Annotated in this window: 16 protein-coding genes; 9 read left to right on the top strand and 7 right to left on the bottom strand. The window is 69.0% G+C overall.

What is annotated here, in order from left to right; translation table 11 throughout:
• Positions 1 to 16: 16 nt before the first annotated feature.
• The 3 genes from nusB to ribBA form a co-directional block, all read right to left on the bottom strand.
• The gene (nusB, locus tag BAU06_RS02870; RefSeq protein ID WP_066344098.1) at positions 17 to 505 is read right to left on the bottom strand and encodes a transcription antitermination factor NusB; all 489 of its coding nucleotides are present in this window, start codon (positions 503 to 505) and stop codon (positions 17 to 19) included.
• Positions 489 to 1,022, bottom strand: a complete 534-nt coding sequence (ribH, locus tag BAU06_RS02865; protein WP_066344096.1) for a 6,7-dimethyl-8-ribityllumazine synthase — start codon at positions 1,020 to 1,022, stop codon at positions 489 to 491. Before ribH ends, nusB begins: the two co-directional genes overlap by 17 nt.
• Positions 1,023 to 1,115: 93 nt before the next feature.
• Positions 1,116 to 2,294, bottom strand: coding sequence for a bifunctional 3,4-dihydroxy-2-butanone-4-phosphate synthase/GTP cyclohydrolase II (gene ribBA / locus BAU06_RS02860; protein WP_066344093.1), 1,179 nt, complete (start codon positions 2,292 to 2,294; stop codon positions 1,116 to 1,118).
• Positions 2,295 to 2,598: 304 nt separating this feature from the next.
• On the opposite strand from ribBA, the gene BAU06_RS02855 reads away from it, so the two are divergent.
• On the top strand, positions 2,599 to 4,524 hold the full coding sequence (locus tag BAU06_RS02855; protein WP_066344091.1) for a CYTH and CHAD domain-containing protein: 1,926 nt from the start codon (positions 2,599 to 2,601) through the stop codon (positions 4,522 to 4,524).
• A gap of 28 nt (positions 4,525 to 4,552) precedes the next feature.
• Here BAU06_RS02855 and ftsY read toward each other — a convergent pair whose 3' ends face one another.
• A complete protein-coding gene (gene ftsY / locus BAU06_RS02850) occupies positions 4,553 to 5,782 on the bottom strand; it encodes a signal recognition particle-docking protein FtsY (protein ID WP_415834895.1) in 1,230 nt (409 codons plus the stop codon).
• Between ftsY and rsmD the strand changes: the two genes are divergently transcribed.
• From rsmD to BAU06_RS02830, 4 genes are all read left to right on the top strand, one after another.
• Positions 5,760 to 6,332, top strand: a complete 573-nt coding sequence (gene rsmD, locus BAU06_RS02845; protein WP_066344087.1) for a 16S rRNA (guanine(966)-N(2))-methyltransferase RsmD — start codon at positions 5,760 to 5,762, stop codon at positions 6,330 to 6,332. The genes ftsY and rsmD overlap by 23 nt on opposite strands.
• A gap of 54 nt (positions 6,333 to 6,386) precedes the next feature.
• On the top strand, positions 6,387 to 6,890 hold the full coding sequence (gene coaD / locus BAU06_RS02840; protein ID WP_066344086.1) for a pantetheine-phosphate adenylyltransferase: 504 nt from the start codon (positions 6,387 to 6,389) through the stop codon (positions 6,888 to 6,890).
• Positions 6,891 to 7,091: 201 nt separating this feature from the next.
• Positions 7,092 to 7,343: a YfhL family 4Fe-4S dicluster ferredoxin gene (locus BAU06_RS02835; RefSeq protein WP_066344084.1), complete on the top strand. Its 252-nt coding sequence runs from the start codon at positions 7,092 to 7,094 to the stop codon at positions 7,341 to 7,343.
• Positions 7,344 to 7,363: 20 nt separating this feature from the next.
• Positions 7,364 to 8,665 carry a benzoate/H(+) symporter BenE family transporter gene (locus BAU06_RS02830; protein ID WP_082993497.1) on the top strand — a complete coding sequence of 434 codons (1,302 nt, stop codon included), beginning with the start codon at positions 7,364 to 7,366 and terminating at the stop codon, positions 8,663 to 8,665.
• 13 nt (positions 8,666 to 8,678) lie between these two features.
• On the opposite strand, the gene BAU06_RS02825 is transcribed toward BAU06_RS02830, so the two are convergent.
• The 3 genes from BAU06_RS02825 to BAU06_RS02815 all read right to left on the bottom strand — a co-directional run bounded on the left by BAU06_RS02825 (position 8,679) and on the right by BAU06_RS02815 (position 12,424).
• Complete coding sequence (locus BAU06_RS02825) at positions 8,679 to 9,062, bottom strand: MOSC N-terminal beta barrel domain-containing protein (RefSeq protein ID WP_066344082.1); 384 nt, start codon at positions 9,060 to 9,062, stop codon at positions 8,679 to 8,681.
• Complete coding sequence (locus BAU06_RS02820; RefSeq protein WP_066344079.1) at positions 9,059 to 11,656, bottom strand: AsmA family protein; 2,598 nt, start codon at positions 11,654 to 11,656, stop codon at positions 9,059 to 9,061. The genes BAU06_RS02825 and BAU06_RS02820 overlap by 4 nt, the downstream gene beginning before the upstream one ends.
• Positions 11,657 to 11,752: 96 nt before the next feature.
• A complete protein-coding gene (locus tag BAU06_RS02815; RefSeq protein ID WP_066344076.1) occupies positions 11,753 to 12,424 on the bottom strand; it encodes a TetR/AcrR family transcriptional regulator in 672 nt (223 codons plus the stop codon).
• A gap of 128 nt (positions 12,425 to 12,552) precedes the next feature.
• Between BAU06_RS02815 and BAU06_RS02810 the strand changes: the two genes are divergently transcribed.
• Genes BAU06_RS02810 through BAU06_RS02795 form a run of 4 tightly spaced genes read left to right on the top strand, consistent with a single transcriptional unit; the run spans position 12,553 to position 17,766 of the window.
• The gene (locus BAU06_RS02810; RefSeq protein ID WP_066344074.1) at positions 12,553 to 13,572 is read left to right on the top strand and encodes an HlyD family secretion protein; all 1,020 of its coding nucleotides are present in this window, start codon (positions 12,553 to 12,555) and stop codon (positions 13,570 to 13,572) included.
• A complete protein-coding gene (locus BAU06_RS02805) occupies positions 13,569 to 15,455 on the top strand; it encodes an ATP-binding cassette domain-containing protein (RefSeq protein ID WP_082993496.1) in 1,887 nt (628 codons plus the stop codon). The genes BAU06_RS02810 and BAU06_RS02805 overlap by 4 nt, the downstream gene beginning before the upstream one ends.
• On the top strand, positions 15,452 to 16,618 hold the full coding sequence (locus tag BAU06_RS02800) for an ABC transporter permease (RefSeq protein ID WP_066357769.1): 1,167 nt from the start codon (positions 15,452 to 15,454) through the stop codon (positions 16,616 to 16,618). Before BAU06_RS02805 ends, BAU06_RS02800 begins: the two co-directional genes overlap by 4 nt.
• A gap of 29 nt (positions 16,619 to 16,647) precedes the next feature.
• Positions 16,648 to 17,766 carry an ABC transporter permease gene (locus tag BAU06_RS02795; protein ID WP_066344073.1) on the top strand — a complete coding sequence of 373 codons (1,119 nt, stop codon included), beginning with the start codon at positions 16,648 to 16,650 and terminating at the stop codon, positions 17,764 to 17,766.
• The last annotated feature ends 2 nt before the right edge of the window (positions 17,767 to 17,768 follow it).

Here is a 17,768-nt window from a genome sequence, read left to right as displayed (position 1 = left end):
GGCCGGCCGCCGCCGATCAGCGGCGGGGTGCCGCGGCGACTTCCTTGGCCCGCACCACCGCGGCCAGTTTGTCCAGTACGCCGTTGACGAACTTGAAGCCGTCCGTGCCGCCAAAGGACTTGGCCAGTTCGACGGCCTCGTTGATGGCGACCTTGTACGGCACTTCCAGGTGGTGCACCAGCTCGTAGCTGCCTATCAGCAGGATGCCATGCTCCACCGGCGACAGCTCGTTCAGCGGCCGGTCGATGTAGGGCGTGAACTTTTCGCGCAGCGCGGGGGCTTCCTGCAGCACGCCATGCAGCAGCGTCTTGAACCACTGCGCGTCGGCTTCGGAGAAGTCTTCGGCATCGCGCAGATGGGCGTCGATTTCGCCGGCATCCTGGGTGCCTTCGCCGCCGCGCAGCAGCCACGCATAGACGCCCTGCAGGGCAAACTCGCGGGCCCGGCGCCGCGCGCTGCGCGCGTTGGCGCGCACCTGGGCGGCTTGATCAGCGGCGGTCGTCATCGTCTTCTTCGTCGTAGTCTTCGTCATCCTCTTCTTCCTCGTCCTCGTCGTCGGACTCGGGTTCGAGGGCGGCGATCAGGTTGGCCATTTCCACCGCGACCTGGGCGCAATCGCGGCCCTTTACCGGGGCGCGCGCCTCGGCCTGTTCATCGGTGTCCACGGTGAGCACGCCGTTGGCGATGGGGATGCCGGTTTCCACCGAAATGCGCGTGATCGCGGCGGCCATCTCGTTGCTGACGATCTCGAAATGGTAGGTCTCGCCGCGGATGACCGCGCCCAGCGCGATCAGGGCGTCGAATTCATAGGTTTCCGCCATGCGGGCCAGCGTGACGCCGAGCTCCAGCGCGCCGGGCACGGTAACCAGCATGACGTCGCGCTCGTCGACACCCAGCTTGGCGAGCTCTTCAAGGCAGGCGTCCTGTTCGGCCTGGCCGATCTCCTCGTTGAAACGGGCGCGGACGATGCCGATGTGCAGCCCCTCGCCGTTCAAATCAGGGGATAAGGTGTAGGGATTCATCGATGACTGCCTTATAGGTTGCGGGCGGTTGAGTGCGAAGGACTGGCGCCGCGACGGGCCAGCATGGACGCCCGCGGGAAAAAGCCGGGGTTCCTAGCGTACCGGGGACGCCGGAGGGTCGCAATCGTAACCTGTAATGGAAAGGGCGAATCCCGCCATGCTGGGCATTTTGCGGGGACGCGCCAGCAGTTTCATCTGGCCGACGTTGAGATCCCGCAAAATCTGCGCGCCGATGCCGTAGGTGCGCAGCCCCATGCGGTCGCCGCGCGACTCGGTCCGGGCGGACTCCGGGCTGTCGTTCCAGCCGGCGATCTGGTCGGCCAGGTGCTCGCCGCCCGCCTGGCAATTCATCAGGACGACCACGCCGGCCGGCGCGGCGGCGATGGCCTCGAGCGCTTGCGCCACGCCCCAGCTATGCTGGCTGGCGCCGGTGTCCAGGACGTCCAGCACGGAGGCCGGCTCATGCACCCGCACCAGGGTTTCGCGCTGGGGATCGATGTCGCCGTGCACCAGCGCCAGGTGGATGGACTGGGTGGCGGTGTCTCGATACGCCACCGAGCGGAAGCGCCCCCAAGCCGTCTGCATGGCGCGCTCGCCCAGGCGCTGCACGATGGATTCGTGTTCGCTGCGGTACTGGATCAGGTCGGCGATAGTGCCGATCTTCAGGTTATGGGCCTGGGCGAAGGCGACCAGGTCCGGCAGGCGTGCCATGGTGCCGTCGGGCCGCAGGATTTCGCAGATGACGGCCGCCGGCGTCAGGCCGGCCATGGCGGTCAGGTCGCAGCCGGCCTCGGTATGGCCGGCACGCACCAGCACGCCGCCTGGCACCGCGCGCACCGGGAAGATATGGCCCGGCTGCACCAGATCCGACGGTTTGGCGTCGCGCGCCACCGCCGTGCGTATGGTGCGGGCGCGGTCGGCGGCGGAAATGCCGGTTTCCACGCCCTGCGCCGCTTCGATCGAGACCGTGAAATTGGTGCCGAACCGCGTGCCGTTGCGCGACGCCATCAGGGGCAGGTCCAGCTGGCGGCAGCGTTCCTCGGTCAGGGTCAGGCAGACCAGGCCGCGTCCGTGGGTCACCATGAAGTTGATGGCTTCCGGGGTGACGAATTCGGCGGCCATGACCAGGTCGCCTTCGTTTTCGCGGTCCTCTTCGTCGACCAGGATGACGATGCGGCCGGCGCGCAGCTCGGCGATGATTTCGGTCACCGAGGCGATGCCGAAGGATTCGGCGTCGGGAGCAAGAGCGACGGGGGTCGGCTGGGCGGACATCACGGCGGGAAGGTCAGGCGGAAAACCGCCATTTTAGCGCCCGCCGGCCGGGGCGGACGGTGTGCCGCGCCGGGAAGGCGGCGACCCGCCGGGCACATCCGGCCGGCGTGATCCCATCCAGCCCTGCCGGATGTGGATCCACGGCGTAGAAAGTCGGCGCCGAACCATCTAACGCAATAAAAGAATCCGACCATTGCATGCCGTTCGCGGCATCATGGCGGCAGATGACCGATTTATGACAAGTCATCATGCCCTGCCGTACGGCTGGGTAACATCGCCCGTCTCACTTGTTTTGCGGAACGTCATGTCGGAACAGGAACTGAAGCTGCACGTGCCCCATGCCTCCCGGGCGGCCGTCGAACGCGAACTCAAGCAAGCCGGCGCCGAGCGCGTCCCCTTGCATGCGATGTACTTCGACACCCCCGAGCGCGAGCTGGCCCGGGCCCGGATCGCCATCCGCCTGCGGCGCGAGGGCCGCAACTGGGTGCAGACACTGAAGACGCCCGGCGGAAATGCGATCACCCGCGTGGAGATGAACCACCCCCGTCCGGGTCCCATCCTGGATCTTTCCGTGTACGCCGGGACCGAAGTCCACGCCGCGCTGGCGGCGCTGAAAGGCGAACTGGGCCTGCGCTACGAGACGGACGTCACGCGTCTGGTGCGCAAGACCCGCACGCGGCAGGGCACGGTGGAAATCGCCTACGACGTGGGGGTGTTGCGGGCCGGAGACCTGGAACTGCCGATCCGCGAGGTCGAATTCGAACTGATGTCCGGGCGCCCCGGCGCGATATTCGCCACGGCCCGCACCTGGCTGTCCCGCTACGGGCTGGTGCTGGACCCGCGCAGCAAGTCCGAGCGTGGCGACGCCCTGGCGCAGCTCGCGCATACGCTTGCGCAGCCCGGCCTGGAAGAAGAACCCCGCAAGGCCGCCATCGCGCGTTTCTGGGGCCCGCGCTTCGCCAAGGCCGTGTCGCTCTATCCGGAAATGACGCCGCCGCAGGGCCTGGCGGCGGTGGCGGCGGAATGCCTGGACCAGATCATGCGCAATGCCGCCATGCTGTCCGAGGTCGATACCCTGGGAATCTATGGCGCGGGCCAGCCGGAGCACGTCCACCAGCTGCGGGTCGGCATACGGCGCCTGCGGTCGGCGTGGCGGCTGTTCCGCGGCTGGGCCGAGCTGCCGCCACGGGAAGCGGAAGCGGCGCTGCGCGGGTACTTTTCCGCCTTCGGCGCCAACCGCGACCAGGACGTCCTGCAGGAGTCCATCATCCCCGCGCTCGTGAAGGCGGGCATGCCGACCTTTCCGATACCGGAAGACGATACGCCGCCCGTGGCCGCGCAGGAGACCGCCGCCGGCAAGGCCTTCCAGGGCTGGCTGCTGGACATGCTGGAATGGACGCTGGACGTGCGTCCCGGACCGGAAGCGCAGGATGCGGAAAGCCGGGGGCGTGCCGCGTATGCGGAAGGGCAGCCAGGGGGCGGGTCCGGCCATGCCGCCGATGGCGACGGCAATGCCGGCGGCCACGGCAAGGCGAGCGGCAACGGGATTGCCAGGGCGGACAGGAGCAACCCGGGCGATGATGCCGGCGGCGGGGTTCGAAGCCTGCCGGGCCACGGGCAGGCAACGCACCAGGGCGCCAGCAGTGGAAACGGCGCGGCCAAGGACCAGGACCTGGCCAGGGGTGCCGAAGATGCTGCCGATGCCGGCGGCAGCCGCAACGGCGAAGGCGACGGCCGCGCAAAACACCGCGCCCAGCCCGCCGCGGCCATGCACCACGCCGCATCCCTGGCGGTGGAGATCTTCCATCCGACCATCATCCCCCTTACGCCGCGCACGCCGCGCGATCTCCGGACCTTGCTCGCCCGCCGCCTGCGCAAATGGCATAAGCAGGTACTGGCCGAGGGAGAGCGATTCGCCGCCCTCGATATCCCGTCGCGGCACGCGCTGCGCAAGCGCGCCAAGCGCCTGCGCTATGGACTGAGCTTCGCGGAGTCCTTGTTGCCCGCGCAAAAGATGCGCGACTATCGGCGCAAGCTGGCGGACGTGCAGGACGTATTGGGGGAGATGAACGACCTTTCCGTCGCCCACGACCTGTATCGGCAATGGAGCACCCGGCACCCGCAAGCCTGGTTCGCCCTGGGCTGGATCAGCGCCCGGCAGGAAAAACTGCTGGGCGAGGCGCAACGCGCCTTTACCAAGCTGGGTCACGCGAAACGGTTCTGGAAGTAACGGACCGGCGCGGCCGGCCGGGCAGGCCTTAGTTGGACATGCCCAGCAGCGCGGACGCGAATTCGTCGGCCACGAAGGGCTGCAGGTCTTCCAGGCCTTCGCCCACGCCGATCCAGTACACCGGCACGGGGCGCACGCCCTGGCTGCCGGCGGCGACCGCGGCCAGGGTCCCGCCCTTGGCGGTGCCGTCCAGCTTGGTCACCACCAGGCCCGTCAGATTGATCGCGGCGTCGAAGGCGCGGATTTGCGCCAGGGCGTTCTGGCCGGTATTGCCGTCGACGACCAAGAGCACTTCGTGCGGCGCGGCGGGATCCGCCTTGCCGATCACGCGGCGGATCTTCTTCAGTTCTTCCATCAGGTGCAGTTGCGTGGGCAACCGTCCGGCGGTGTCGACCATCACCACGCCGGCCCCACGGGCACGCCCCGCGTTGACCGCGTCGAACGCCACGGCGGCCGGATCGCCGCCTTCCTGTGCGATCACCGATACGTTGTTACGCGCGCCCCACTCCATCAACTGCTGCCGGGCGGCCGCGCGGAAGGTGTCGCCCGCGGCCAGCAACACGCTGGCACCCTGGCGCTGGAAGGTATTGGCGAGCTTGCCGATGGACGTGGTTTTGCCCGCGCCGTTCACGCCGGCGATCATCACCACCAGCGGCTTGGCGCGACCCAGCTCGAAGCGGCGCTCCAGCGGGCGCAAGTGGTCGGCCAGGATCTGGCGCAGCGCGTCGCGCACCCTGCCGGCATCCTCGATGCGTTCTTTCTTGACCCGGGCCCGCAACGCGGTCAACAGGGCCTCGGTCGCCTCGACGCCGGCATCGGCCATAATGAGCGCCGTTTCCAGTTCCTCGAACAGGTTTTCGTCGACCTTGACGCCGACAAACAGCCCGCCGATGCTCTGGCCGGTACGGGACAGGCCTTGCCGCAGGCGCTGCAACCAGGATTTTTTCGCGGCCGGTTCGGCCGTGGCGGAACCGGTGTCCGCCGTGGCGTCCGGAACGCCGGACGAGGCGGAAGCACCGCCCAGGTCCAGGGGAGCCTCTACCGTGGCCGAGGGCCAGCGCCCTTGCTCATCCGCGGGCGGCGGCGACGCGGGCGCGCGTTCGTCCGCGCGCGGCGCCAACGGTGGCGCGGGCGGAGCGGATGGGGACGCGTCGCGTGCGGCGGGCTCGGCAGCCGGGGTGGACGGGGCGGGCTCAGGCGCGGGAGCGGGGGATTTTTTCTTGAAGAAATTCAGCATGACGAACAAGTATATTCGCATCGTCGCGGGCCAATACCGGCGCACGCCCATCGCGGTCATCGACTCGCCCGGGCTGCGCCCCACGCCCGACCGCGTCAGGGAAACGCTCTTCAACTGGCTGCACTATTTCTGGGACGGCGATTTCTCCGGCAAGCAGGTGCTGGACCTGTTCGCTGGCAGCGGCGCGCTGGGTTTCGAGGCCGCCTCGCGCGGCGTCGCCCACGTGCAAATGGTGGAACGGGACAAGGCCGCGCTGGCCGCGCTGCGCACCTTGCGCGACAAGCTGGGCGCCGGACAGATACGCATCCATGCCGGCGACGCCATGGAAGTGCTACGCCGCATGGACGCATCGCGCTACGATCTGGTTATGCTGGACCCGCCTTTCGGCCAGGGATGGCTGGAACGGCTGTGGCCGCTGCTGCCGGGTGTGCTGAGCGAGGACGCCTTGGTCTATGTGGAAAGCGAAGAGGAATTGACCGCCCCGCCGGGGCCACAATTCGAAATATTGCGTAAGGATCGCGCCGGTGCTGTCCACTATGCGCTACTGCGGTTTGCTGCAATGCGGAAATAGATCAATAATCCCCGGTTCGGAGAGGTGACACACCTATAAATCAAGGGAGGGCGCATGATCATCGCTGTTTACCCCGGCACATTCGACCCGTTGACACGCGGTCACGAGGACTTGGTGCGGCGCGCCGCGGCGCTGTTCGACCAGGTGGTGGTCGGCGTGGCGCATAGCCGCAATAAAAAGCCCTTCTTCAACATCGACGAGCGCGTCGCCATCGCACGCGAAGTCCTCGGCCACTATCCCAACGTGCGCGTGGAAAGCTTCGGCGGCCTGCTGAAGGACTTCGTGCGCGAGCAGAACGGCCGCGTCATCGTGCGAGGCCTGCGCGCCGTGTCCGACTTCGAATACGAATTCCAGATGGCCGGCATGAACCGGCATCTGCTGCCCGATGTCGAGACCTTGTTCATGACGCCGTCCGATCAATACCAGTTCATTTCGGGCACCATCGTGCGCGAAATCGCGCAGCTGGGCGGCGACGTCAGCAAGTTCGTCTTTCCCTCGGTGGAACGCTGGCTGCAGGAAAAGGCCAAGGAACATCGCGAACAGAGCTGGCCGGGCTGAACACGCCGCCCGCTCCGCCGCGTCAACACGGCCCCCGGCGATATTCCGATACGCCGATATGGCCATAGCGTCCGCCGCCAAGGCGCCGGGCTCTTCGGCCCCGCCACGGACCTGCCGCTGCCCTTTCGGTGGCGGCATTACAATGCACCGGTTGGCGCGCGCCGCGCGCAGCCCGACCGGCGCCCGCCGCCGCTGTCCGCCATGGCCCTGAAGATCACCGAAGAATGCATCAACTGCGACGTTTGCGAGCCGCAGTGTCCCAACGAAGCGATTTCGATGGGCGAGGACTATTACGTCATCGACCCGGACAAATGCACGGAATGCGTGGGCCATTACGATGAGCCGCAGTGCAAGGTGGTGTGCCCGGTGGAATGCATCGAGATCCACCCCCAGTGGCAGGAAGGCCAGGAAGCCCTGATGGCGAAATACCGACGCCTGACGGGACACGCTTGAGCGCCACGCCCCGGCCACCGATGCAAGAGCCCCCCATACAGACCGACGCCGTTGCCCGCGCCCGGGACGCCGGCACGACCGGCCTCGCGGCGGAAGCGCTGGCGCCCGCCGGGCCTGCCGATACCGCGCATGCGCGCGATCGGCGCGCCACGCTGAGCCGCGATTTCTCCGTATCCGCCTTCGTCGCCGGACTGGTGGCCGTGGTCGTCAGTTTCGGTGGGACGGCGGTGTTGATGGTGCAGGCCGGCCATACCGTCGGCCTGGATGCGGCCCGCATCGGCTCCTGGCTGGGCTCGATCTGCCTGGCATTGGGCGTGGGCGGCGTCTGGCTCAGCCTGCGTACGCGGCTTCCCATTGTGCTGGCCTGGTCCACACCAGGCGCGGCGCTGTTGATCACCGCGCTGGCCGGCGTGCCCTTTCCCGAAGCGGTGGGCGCCTTCGTGGTGGCGGCGGCGCTGGCCCTGGGCTGCGGCCTGCTCGGCTGGGTCGATCCGATCGCGCGCCGCATTCCGCCGCAGATTGCCTCCGCCATGCTCGCCGGCGTGTTGCTGAATTTCGGCATCGGGGTGTTCGGCGCAATGGGACGGCAGGCCGCGCTGGTCCTGCCCATGGCGCTGGTGTACCTGGCCTGCAAGCGCTACGCGCCCCGCTACGCCATCCTAGCCGTGCTGGCCGTCGGCCTGGCGGCCGCCGCCGCGCAGGGACTGCTGAGCTTCGGGAGCGCGGACTGGCATCTGACGGAATTCATCTGGACGACGCCGGTCTTCACCTGGCGTGGCGTCGTCAGCCTGGCCCTTCCGCTGTTCGTAGTGGCGATGGCCTCGCAGAACCTGCCCGGGCTGGCGGTCCTGCAGGCCGCGGGCTACCGCGATGTACCGGCGTCGCGCGTCATTGCCGTCAGCGGCGGCGTGGGCCTGCTCGCGGCGCCCTTCGGGGCGCACAGCATCACGCTGGCGGCCATCATCGCGGCGATCTGCGCGGGCCGGGAAGCGCACCCCGATCCGGCCCGGCGCTACGTGGCGGCCGTAGTCTACGGCGCGGCGTACGTGGCGCTGAGCATCGCGGCGGGCGCGGTGGCGGTGTTCTTCCAGGCCTTGCCGCCCACGCTGATCGCGGCGCTGGCCGGCCTGGCGCTGCTGGCGCCCATCATGGGCGGCATGGCGGCCGCCATGCGCGAAGAACATGGACGGGAAGCCGCCCTGGTCACGCTCCTGGCGACGGCCTCGGGCATGAGCTTCTGGGGCGTGGGATCGGCATTCTGGGGGCTGGTGGCGGGCCTGGCCGCGCACGCCGCGATGAGCGTCGCGCGCCGCCCGGCCTGAGGCCATCGCCGGCTCAGGACGGCCAGCGCACCGGCCCCATGTCGGGGTGGACTTTCATCAGGCGGCAGGGAATGCCGGTGTAGTTCGACACCCAGGCCGCGGCGAGCTCGCCTTCGTCCACGACGTCCACGGTCTGGTCGCCCACCAGCACGGCGGTGCGCACGCTGTCGTCGTCCTCGATGACATCCAGCGGGATATCGATGCGCAACATGCCCGGCGCCCGCAGCACCAGGTAGCCGAAGCGCAGTTCCACGCCGATGCCGGCCAGCGCCGGGCAGGCCTCGCGGGTCATCCACTGGCCGCCCGAGTTGACCAGCAGCCAGCGGCGGTCGTAGTCGGCGCCACGCGGATCGTCCACGCCGCCGCAATGCGCGACGGGATGGTATTGGTTGCTCATTTTCCGGTTATCCCCTTCAACATTCTGCCCAGGTCCCTGAGGCGTTCCTGGCGCGATTCGTCATTCTGCTTGTTGCCGCCCAGGGCGCGCTCCAGGGCCCGCGTGACGGCATCCCCGGCCACCGCGCGCCATTCCACGCGATAACGCAGGGCGTCGTATGGGCCGGCGACGCGCACCGGCACCGCCAGGCCGCGCAACTCGCGCAGGTCCCCCGGGGGCGGATCGGCCAGCTTGACATTGGCCACGACGTCCAGCGTCCCCTTGGGCAGGTCGATGACGGCCGGCGATCCCTCGCTGACGCGCAACACGGGCGAGACGACATCCAGGCGCTTGATGGTGGCGACGCCCGCCGCCAGCGCCAGGTCGGCATCCATGCGGGTGAAGGTGGTCTCCCGCGCCGTATCGGCGGGCACGTCTTCCGGACCGCCCTTGCCGCCCAGTATGGCCTGCTTCAAGTCGCGCAATGCGCGCGCCACGTCGAAGCCCTTGATCGCGCCGTCGCGCACGCGCAGTTGGACCGTGCCGGCCAGGTTGTCGCGCAACGCAAGGGCCTGCCGGCCCCGCGTGGTCAGGTTGGCCGCGACACTGCCCACTCCGGTCACCGACGACCGCTTGGTCAGGTCCGCCAGCAGCGGGCCCATCGCCACGCCGTCCAGGGTGAAGCGCGTCGCCACGGCGTTGTCGTGTGCCGCGTCCAGGCTCAGCGTGCCGGCCAGCTTGCCGTTGTACAGCGTGGCCGCCAGCGGCGCGATGTCCAGCTTGCCTTGCGCCAGCTTCAGCGTCGCGGAAAGGTTTTGCATCGTGACGCCGCGAGCCACCAGGCGGCCCGCCTTGATCGTCCCTTGCGCCGTCGGCCCGACCAACGCGGACAGATCGATATCGCCGGGCTGCCCTGCCCCGCCCTGGACCGGCCGCGCGGCGGGTGGCGCCGCGCCAGGCGCGCCCGCGGTGCCGGCCGTGCCATTGGACGGCGCGGGCGATGCGGCAGCCCCCGCTGGCGCGCCGCCGGCGGGCGCCGCTTGAGCCGGTCCGGTGGCCGTCCCGGCGGGACCGGCGGCCGCGTTGTCGCCACCCGATGCGGCCGCGGGGCCGCGCGCCGGCTCGGAACCGGGGGGCAGCAGCTTGTCGATATCCAGCGTATCGGCGCTGATCGCGAAGCGCAGCGCCGGCTTGGCGCCCAGCTGCGTGGCATCCGCCGTCACGGCCAGCTTGCCGCCTTCCAGCTGCGCGTCCAGCACCAGGCCGGCGGTCCCGGCCGACCGGTCCGCCTGCAAGGAACCCGTATAAGGGATCCGCAGGATGCCGCCAGGCAGGCCCGGGGCGCTGATGGCGACTTCGCCCGTCATGGCGGACAGCGCGCCGGCCGGCTTGCGCAAGTCCAGCGTCATGGGCGTGGCGGCGCTGACGTTCCAGCCGCGGTCCCCTTGTTTGATTTCCGCCGCGACCTTGGCCTGGGCAATGGCAAGATTGCCGCTATTGCCGCCAATGCCGCTCAAGGAAAGCCGCGCGTCCACCGCATTGCCGCCGGCGACGCGCAGTCGGGCAGTGACCGGCTCGCCGGAGGCGGCATTGGCCGAAACATCCAGCGCGGGCGCATCGGCCGCAAATTCGAACGGCCCGCGCGGCAGCGTCCCCTTGGCGCGCAGTGCCAGCTTGGCCGCCTGGATGGCGCCGCTGCGCGGGTCGGCGCGCAGTGTCTCGGCCGCCAGGCTGGCATCGACGGCGGCCGTCCCGCCTTCGACGTCGTCCACATCGCCCTGGAAGACGAGTTCCAGCGCGCTGGCGTCCACGGCGCCGCTCTGGCCGTCGTAGGCCAGGTCGCCGCGTGCCGTCAGGTTCCTGGCGTGCGCGCCGGGCAGGTCGCCGGACGCCTTCAGGTCCAGCTTGCGCGCCTCGTAGCGCCGTGCCTGCGGATTCATCCGCACGACGGCCTTGCCCGCGATATCGGTATTGAAGCGCGGCGTGCTGCCTTCGATATGCGCGGACACGCTGGCATCGAAGGGCTCGTCGATGCGTACGCGTCCGGTGCTGGCGTTGAGCTGCGATATCGCCAGGGCACGGCCCGTGGCGTCGTCCTGCAGCTGGATCTCGCCATCCTTGATGTCCAGTCCGGCGATGTCGATGCGCGGCGCGGACGCCGGCCGGCCCGGTTCCTGCGGTTCCGCCGGCGTTGACGGTTCGGCCGAAGCCGGCTCGCCGCCCAGCAAATCCTGGAAGTTCAGCCGTCCTTGCTTGTCGCGGACCACGCGTGCCTTTACACCGCTGAAGCTTGCGTGGTCGACCACCACGTTGCGCGACAGCAGCGGCCAGATCGCCACCGACATGCGCGCCGTCTCCATGGCGGCGAAGGTCTCCTTGCTATCCGGTTCGGACAGCGAGACGCCCTGCAGGGTCAGTCCCAGGCGGGGAAACAGCGTGGCCTCGATGTCGCCATCGATGGTCAGCGTGCGGTGATAGCGCTCCTGGACCCAGGCCTGCAGGCGGTCCTTATAGGCGTTGGGGTCGAAGGTAAGCAGAAAGACGGCAAGTCCCGCGACCGCAAGCGCGAGCACCACCGCCACGCCTATCGATATGCGCTTGATCCACGTCTTCATGGGTGTTCAGCGAACGGGAACCGGGCTCCCGCTACGTCCTGTGCTGGCTGGTTCTACAAACGCCAATGGTAACAAAGGGCGGCCTCGCGAAGCAGCCTAGCGGCCCGGTCCGCCGCGGCGGACCGCCCATAGCCCGTCCAGGGCCAGCACCCGCATCTGCGCGGCGATTTCGGCGGCCGGCCGGTCGAACAGTTGCCGCAGCGGCGTCTCCACGCCGCGATCGAGCACCAGCAGGACCAGGCAGGGCGCCAGCACGCTGAGCACGCAACAGGTCAGCGCGGGCGTGCCGGGACGCAGGCCGGTGATCTCGCCGACGATGCCGGACAGCACCTGGAACTTGGGCATGGCTTCTTCACGCATCACCTGCGAAAGCAGGGGCGAGGGCGTCAGGATTTCCCGCGCCCACAGCCGGGTATGCCAGTTGCTTGCGTCGACGACCGCACTGACCAGGCCGTGCAGGAAAACGCCCAGTTTGTCCTCCGCAGGCAGCGGGCTGGCGGCGATCTCCCGTAGAAAGCCGACGCTCATCAGGCGTCTGTGCACTTCCCGCAGCAGTTCCAGGTATAGCCCGTCCCGGCTGCCGAAGTAGTAGTTCACCGCCGCGATATTGGTGCGCGCGCGCTGGCAGATGGCCTTGCTGGTCGTGTCCGCATAACCGCGCTCGGCGAACAGCTGTCCGGCCGCCTCGATGATATTGGCGCGCGTGGCTTCGCCATCCGCGCGGACGGGCGCTGCCGGCGGAAGGACGGCTGGAATTCTATGCGGCATGGGGTCGGAATCCGGAAACAGGGACGTGCATGATCGATAAAAGCGCGGTATGGTATATCTTAAATCAAAATTTGAGTTAGAAACGCTCCCGCTCGCCACTTTCCTCACGCCGTCTATCCGCGCCGACCATGAAGAAGATGATCGCCGTTCTTGCCGCCGTGGCCCTGGCCGCCATCGCCGCCGTGTTCTGGGTCCTGAACCGCCATCCGCAGGATCCCGATCGCCTGACGCTCTACGGCAACGTCGATATCCGCCAGATATCGCTGGCCTTCGACGGCAGCGACCGCATCGCCGAAATGAATGTCGAGGAAGGCGACCGCGTGCGGGCCGGGCAGATATTGGCGCGGCTGGATACGCGCACGCTGGCCCTGGAACTGGCGCAGGCCCGCGCCGAAGTCGGCGTGCGCGAACAGTCGCTGCTCCGGCTGCGCAACGGCACGCGGCCGGAGGAAGTCCAGCAGGCGCAGGCCCAGGTGGCGGCCGCGCAGGCCGATGCCGACCTGGCGGCACGGCAATTGAAGCGGCTGCAAGGCGTGGCCGGCGACACATCCGGCCGCGGCGTCAGCCGTGAAGATATGGATAGCGCGGCATCCCGGGTGCGCGTGGCGCAGGCCCAATTGGAGAACCGCAAACAAAGCCTGCGGCTGGCCAGGCTGGGCCCGCGCGAGGAAGACATCGCCGAGGCCGCGGCCTCGCTGCAAGCCGCGCGCGCGCAGGCCGACCTGCTGCAACACCGCCTGGACCTGGCGCAGCTGAAGGCGCCGCGCGACGCGGTGGTCCGCGCCCGGCTGCTGGAGCCCGGCGATATGGCATCGCCGCAGCGGCCCGTGTACACGCTGGCCATCTACGACCCCAAGTGGATACGCGCCTACGTCAACGAAACCGATCTGGGCCGCATCAAGCTGGGCATGGCCGCCCAGGTGCTTACCGACAGCTATCCGGGCCAGGCGATCGCCGGCAAGGTGGGCTATATCTCCTCCGTCGCGGAATTCACCCCCAAGAACGTGCAGACCGAAACCCTGCGTACCAGCCTGGTCTACGAGGTGCGCGTCCTCGTCCAGGATCCGGACGACCGCCTGCGACTGGGCATGCCTGCCACCGTGACCATCGACGTACGGGCCGACAGCGGGGGAGCCGCGCGGCCATGAACGATGCCGGCCTGGCCATCGATGCGCGGGACGTCCGCAAGCGCTTCGCCGTCAAGACGGCGCAGCGCGTCGTCCAGGCTTTGGACGGTGTCACGCTGCAGGCGCGGCGCGGCGCCGTGACGGCGCTGGTCGGGCCCGACGGCGCCGGCAAGACCACGTTCCTGCGCCTGACGGCCGGACTCATGCGCGCCGACGCCGGGCAGTTGCGGGTGCTGGACCTGGATGTCTCGCGCACCCCCCAGGCCGTGCAGGACCGCATCAGCTATATGCCGCAGCGCTTCGGCCTGTACGAGGACCTGAGCGTGCAGGAGAACCTGGACCTGTACGCCGACCTGCATGGCATACCGGCCGACGCGCGCCGCCGGCGCTACGCCCGCCTGCTGGAAATGACGGACCTGAAGCGCTTCACGGGCCGCCTGGCCGGCAAACTGTCCGGCGGCATGAAGCAGAAGCTGGGCCTGGCCTGCACCCTGGTGCGCTCGCCCGACCTGCTCCTGCTGGACGAACCGACGGTCGGCGTCGATCCGCTGTCGCGGCGCGAGCTGTGGGAAATCATCGACCAGATGGTGGCGGACGAGAACCTGACGGTCCTGGTGGCGACCGCCTACATGGACGAGGCGGAACGCTGCGCCAGCGTCCACGTGCTGCATGACGGCGGCCTGCTGGCCAGCGGCCCGCCGGCCGACATCGCGGCGCGCGCCGATGGCTTGTGCTTCGTCGTGCCGGCCGCCCAAGGCCAGGCGCCCCGCCAGCGGCAGGCCCGCCTGCTGGACCGCCGCGATGCCGTGATCGACGCCGTACCGCGCGGCGGCGAGGTGCGCTTCATCGTGCGGCCCGGCGTCGATGCCGGCGCCCTGGGCGAGGACGCGGCGCACGCCACGCCCGTGCCGGCGCGGCTGGAGGACGGTTTCATGGTGCTGCTGCACGCCCGCGTGGACGCCAACGACGACGCGCAAGCCGAAGCGGACCCGCTGCCGGACAACGATGGCCCGCGCGCTGTGGATCCGCAGGCCTCGCGGGACGATCCCGTCATCGAGGTACGCGACCTGGTGCGCAAGTTCGGCGATTTCACCGCCGTGGACCGCACGACCTTCAGCGTTGCCCGTGGCGAGATCTTCGGCCTGCTGGGCCCCAACGGCGCCGGCAAGACCACGACGTTCCGCATGCTGTGCGGGCTGTTGCCCGCCAGTGGCGGCGTGGCGCGCGTGGCCGGCATGGACATGCGCACGGCGCGGGCGCAGGCACGGGCCCGCATCGGCTATGTGTCGCAGGCCTTCGCGCTGTACGGCAATCTGTCGGCCATGGAGAACCTGCGGTTCTTCGGCGGTGCCTATGGCCTGCATGGCGCCCGCCTGCGCGAACGCATCGACGCCGTCACGGGCCAGTTCGCATTGCATCGGCACCTGGAACAGCCCGCCGGCCAGCTGGCCGGCGGCATCAAGCAGCGCCTGGCGATGGCGGTGGGACTGTTGCACGAGCCGGAAATCCTGTTCCTGGACGAACCCACCAGCGGCGCCGATCCGCTGGCGCGCCGCGCCTTCTGGCGCCGCATCACCGCGCTGGCAGAAACCGGCACGACCGTGGTCATCACCACCCACTTCATGGAAGAGGCCGAGTACTGCGACCGCATCGTGATCCAGGATGCGGGCAAGCTGCTGGCGCTGGGGACGCCGGAAGCGGTGCGGGTGCAGGCCGGCGCCACGCCCCAGCGCAAGATGACCATGGAGGACGCCTTCATCGGCATCGTCGAGCACGGACGCAACGGCGCGCCGCATCGATCCGTCGATGGCGATGCCACGGGCCGCGACAGCGGATCGTCGGGCGGTTGCATCGCTACAGCGGGCGGCACGGGCGCCGCCGGCCCCGCGGAGGCGCGGCCATGACCGTCCCATACGCGGCGGACTCCGCCTCCCGCAAAGGTTTCTGGCGCCGCGTCGCCTCTTTGACGCGCAAGGAAGTCCGGCAGCTGTTCCGCAACCGCGCCAACATGCTGATCGGCCTGGTGCTGCCCATCGCCCTGATCCTGATCTTCGGCTACGGGCTGTCGCTGGACGTGAAGAACGCCCGCGTGCTGGTGGTGATGGAAGATACCTCGCCGCAGGCGCACGACCTGGTCTCCAGTATCGCGCTATCCCCTTACCTGACCTGCGTGCCGGCCGCCTCCTATCGCGTCGCGGAGGACGCCATGATCGCGCGCGAGGCCGACGCGGTCCTGCGCATTCCCAGCGATTTCTCGCGGGGGCTGGCGGCGGGCAACGCGGCCGTGCAGACCCTGGTGCTGGGCAGCGATCCGACCCGCGCCCTGACCGTGGCCGGCTATCTGCAGGGTGCCGTGGCGCTGTGGACCCAGAAGCAGGCCGACCGCGGCGCCGCGGTGGCCGTGGCCGGCAACGGCGGCAGCGTCGTGGTGGTGGACCGCATGTGGTTCAACGCCGCCAACGACAGTACCTGGTACCTGGTCCCGGGCCTGATCGTCCTGATCATGACGCTGATCGGCACCTTCCTGACCGCGCTGGTCATGGCGCGCGAATGGGAGCGCGGCACGCTGGAAGCGCTGTTCGTCACGCCGGTGCGGCCGCTGGAAGTGCTGCTGGCCAAGATCATTCCTTATTTCTGCGTCGGGCTGATGGGGCTGGGGCTGTGCCTGCTGGCGGCGCTGTTCCTGTTCCGGGTACCGCTGCAGGGCTCCATGGCCGCCCTGCTTGCCGGCTCCATGCTTTACATGGTGGTCTCGCTGGGCATCGGGCTGTTGATATCCGCCGTGACGCGCAATCAGTTCCTGGCAAGCCAGCTGGCGATCCTGGCCAGCTTCATGCCGGCGACCATGCTGTCCGGTTTCGTCTTCGACTTGCGCAACGTACCGGCGGTGGTGAATGCCGTCGGCCATGCATTGCCCGCCACGTATTTCATGGAGCTGGTCAAAACCGTATTCCTGGCCGGCGACTACTGGCCACTGATCCTGAAGGACTGCGCCATTCTGGCCGGCTATGCCGTCGCCCTGCTCCTGCTGGTGGGGCGGCTGACCCGCAAGACGCTGGACCGCTGACCGACCGCGAGCGCCCGGACCCCGACATCATGCACACTCCCATCGTCTTCCTGCGCCATCTGGGTAATCTTTGCCGCAAGGAATTCCTGGCGGTACTGAAGGACCCGGCCAGCCGCGTGGTCCTGGTCGTACCCGTGATCCTGCAAAGCCTGCTGTTCGGCTACGCCGCCACCTTCGACCTGACCCACGTACCCTATGCCGTCCTGGACCAGAGCCGCGGCGCGGCTTCCACGGAGCTGCTGGCGCGGCTGGACGGCACCGGCGTGTTCGAGCGCGTCGCCACGCTGCGCTCGTCCAACGAAATCCCCGGCGTCATCGACGCCGGCGATGCGCTGCTGGTGCTGCACTTCGCCGACGATTTCGAACGGGTGCTGGCGACCGGCGGGACCGCGTCGCTGCAACTGATCCTGGACGGGCGCAATTCCACCACGGCCGGCACGGCCGCCGGCCAGATACGCGACATCGTGGCCGCCTACAACGCCAGCCGGCCGGGCGCCGCGCCGCCGCCGGTCAGCGTGCAGATGCGCGCCTGGTACAACCCGAACCTGGAGACCCGCTGGAGCATCATGCCCGGGCTGATCGCCACCCTGAGCATGCTGCAGACCATGACGCTGGCCGCGCTGTCGGTCGCGCGCGAACGCGAACAAGGCACGTTCGACCAGCTGCTGGTCACGCCGTACCGGCCCATCATGATCATGTTCGGCAAGGCCCTGCCGTCGATCTTCATCGGCCTGGTGCAGTCCGGGCTGGTGCTGCTGATCGCGCTCTTCTGGTTCGACATTCCCATGGCCGGCAGCCTGCTGCTTCTATCCCTGGGCGTGCTGATGTTTACCGTCGCCATCGTCGGCGTCGGCCTGTCGATCTCCGCGCTGTCGGCCACCATGCAGCAGGCGATGCTCTACAACTTCGTGCTGCTGATGCCGCTGGTGCTGCTGTCCGGCCTGACCACGCCGGTGCGCAACATGCCGGAGGGCTTCCAGGTCGCCACGTATGCCAATCCGCTGCGCTTCGCCGTGGATCTCGTGCGCAGCGTGTATCTGGAAGGGGCCGGCCTGGAGGCCGTCTGGCGCGACCTGCTGCCCTTTGCCGGCATCGCCGGCATCACCCTGCCCCTGGCCGCCTGGCTGTTCCGCCGTCGCCTTGCATGAGA

Source organism: Bordetella bronchialis, assembly GCF_001676705.1.
GTDB lineage: Bacteria > Pseudomonadota > Gammaproteobacteria > Burkholderiales > Burkholderiaceae_B > Bordetella_C > Bordetella_C bronchialis.
This window is presented reverse-complemented; position numbering and strand designations above follow the sequence as displayed.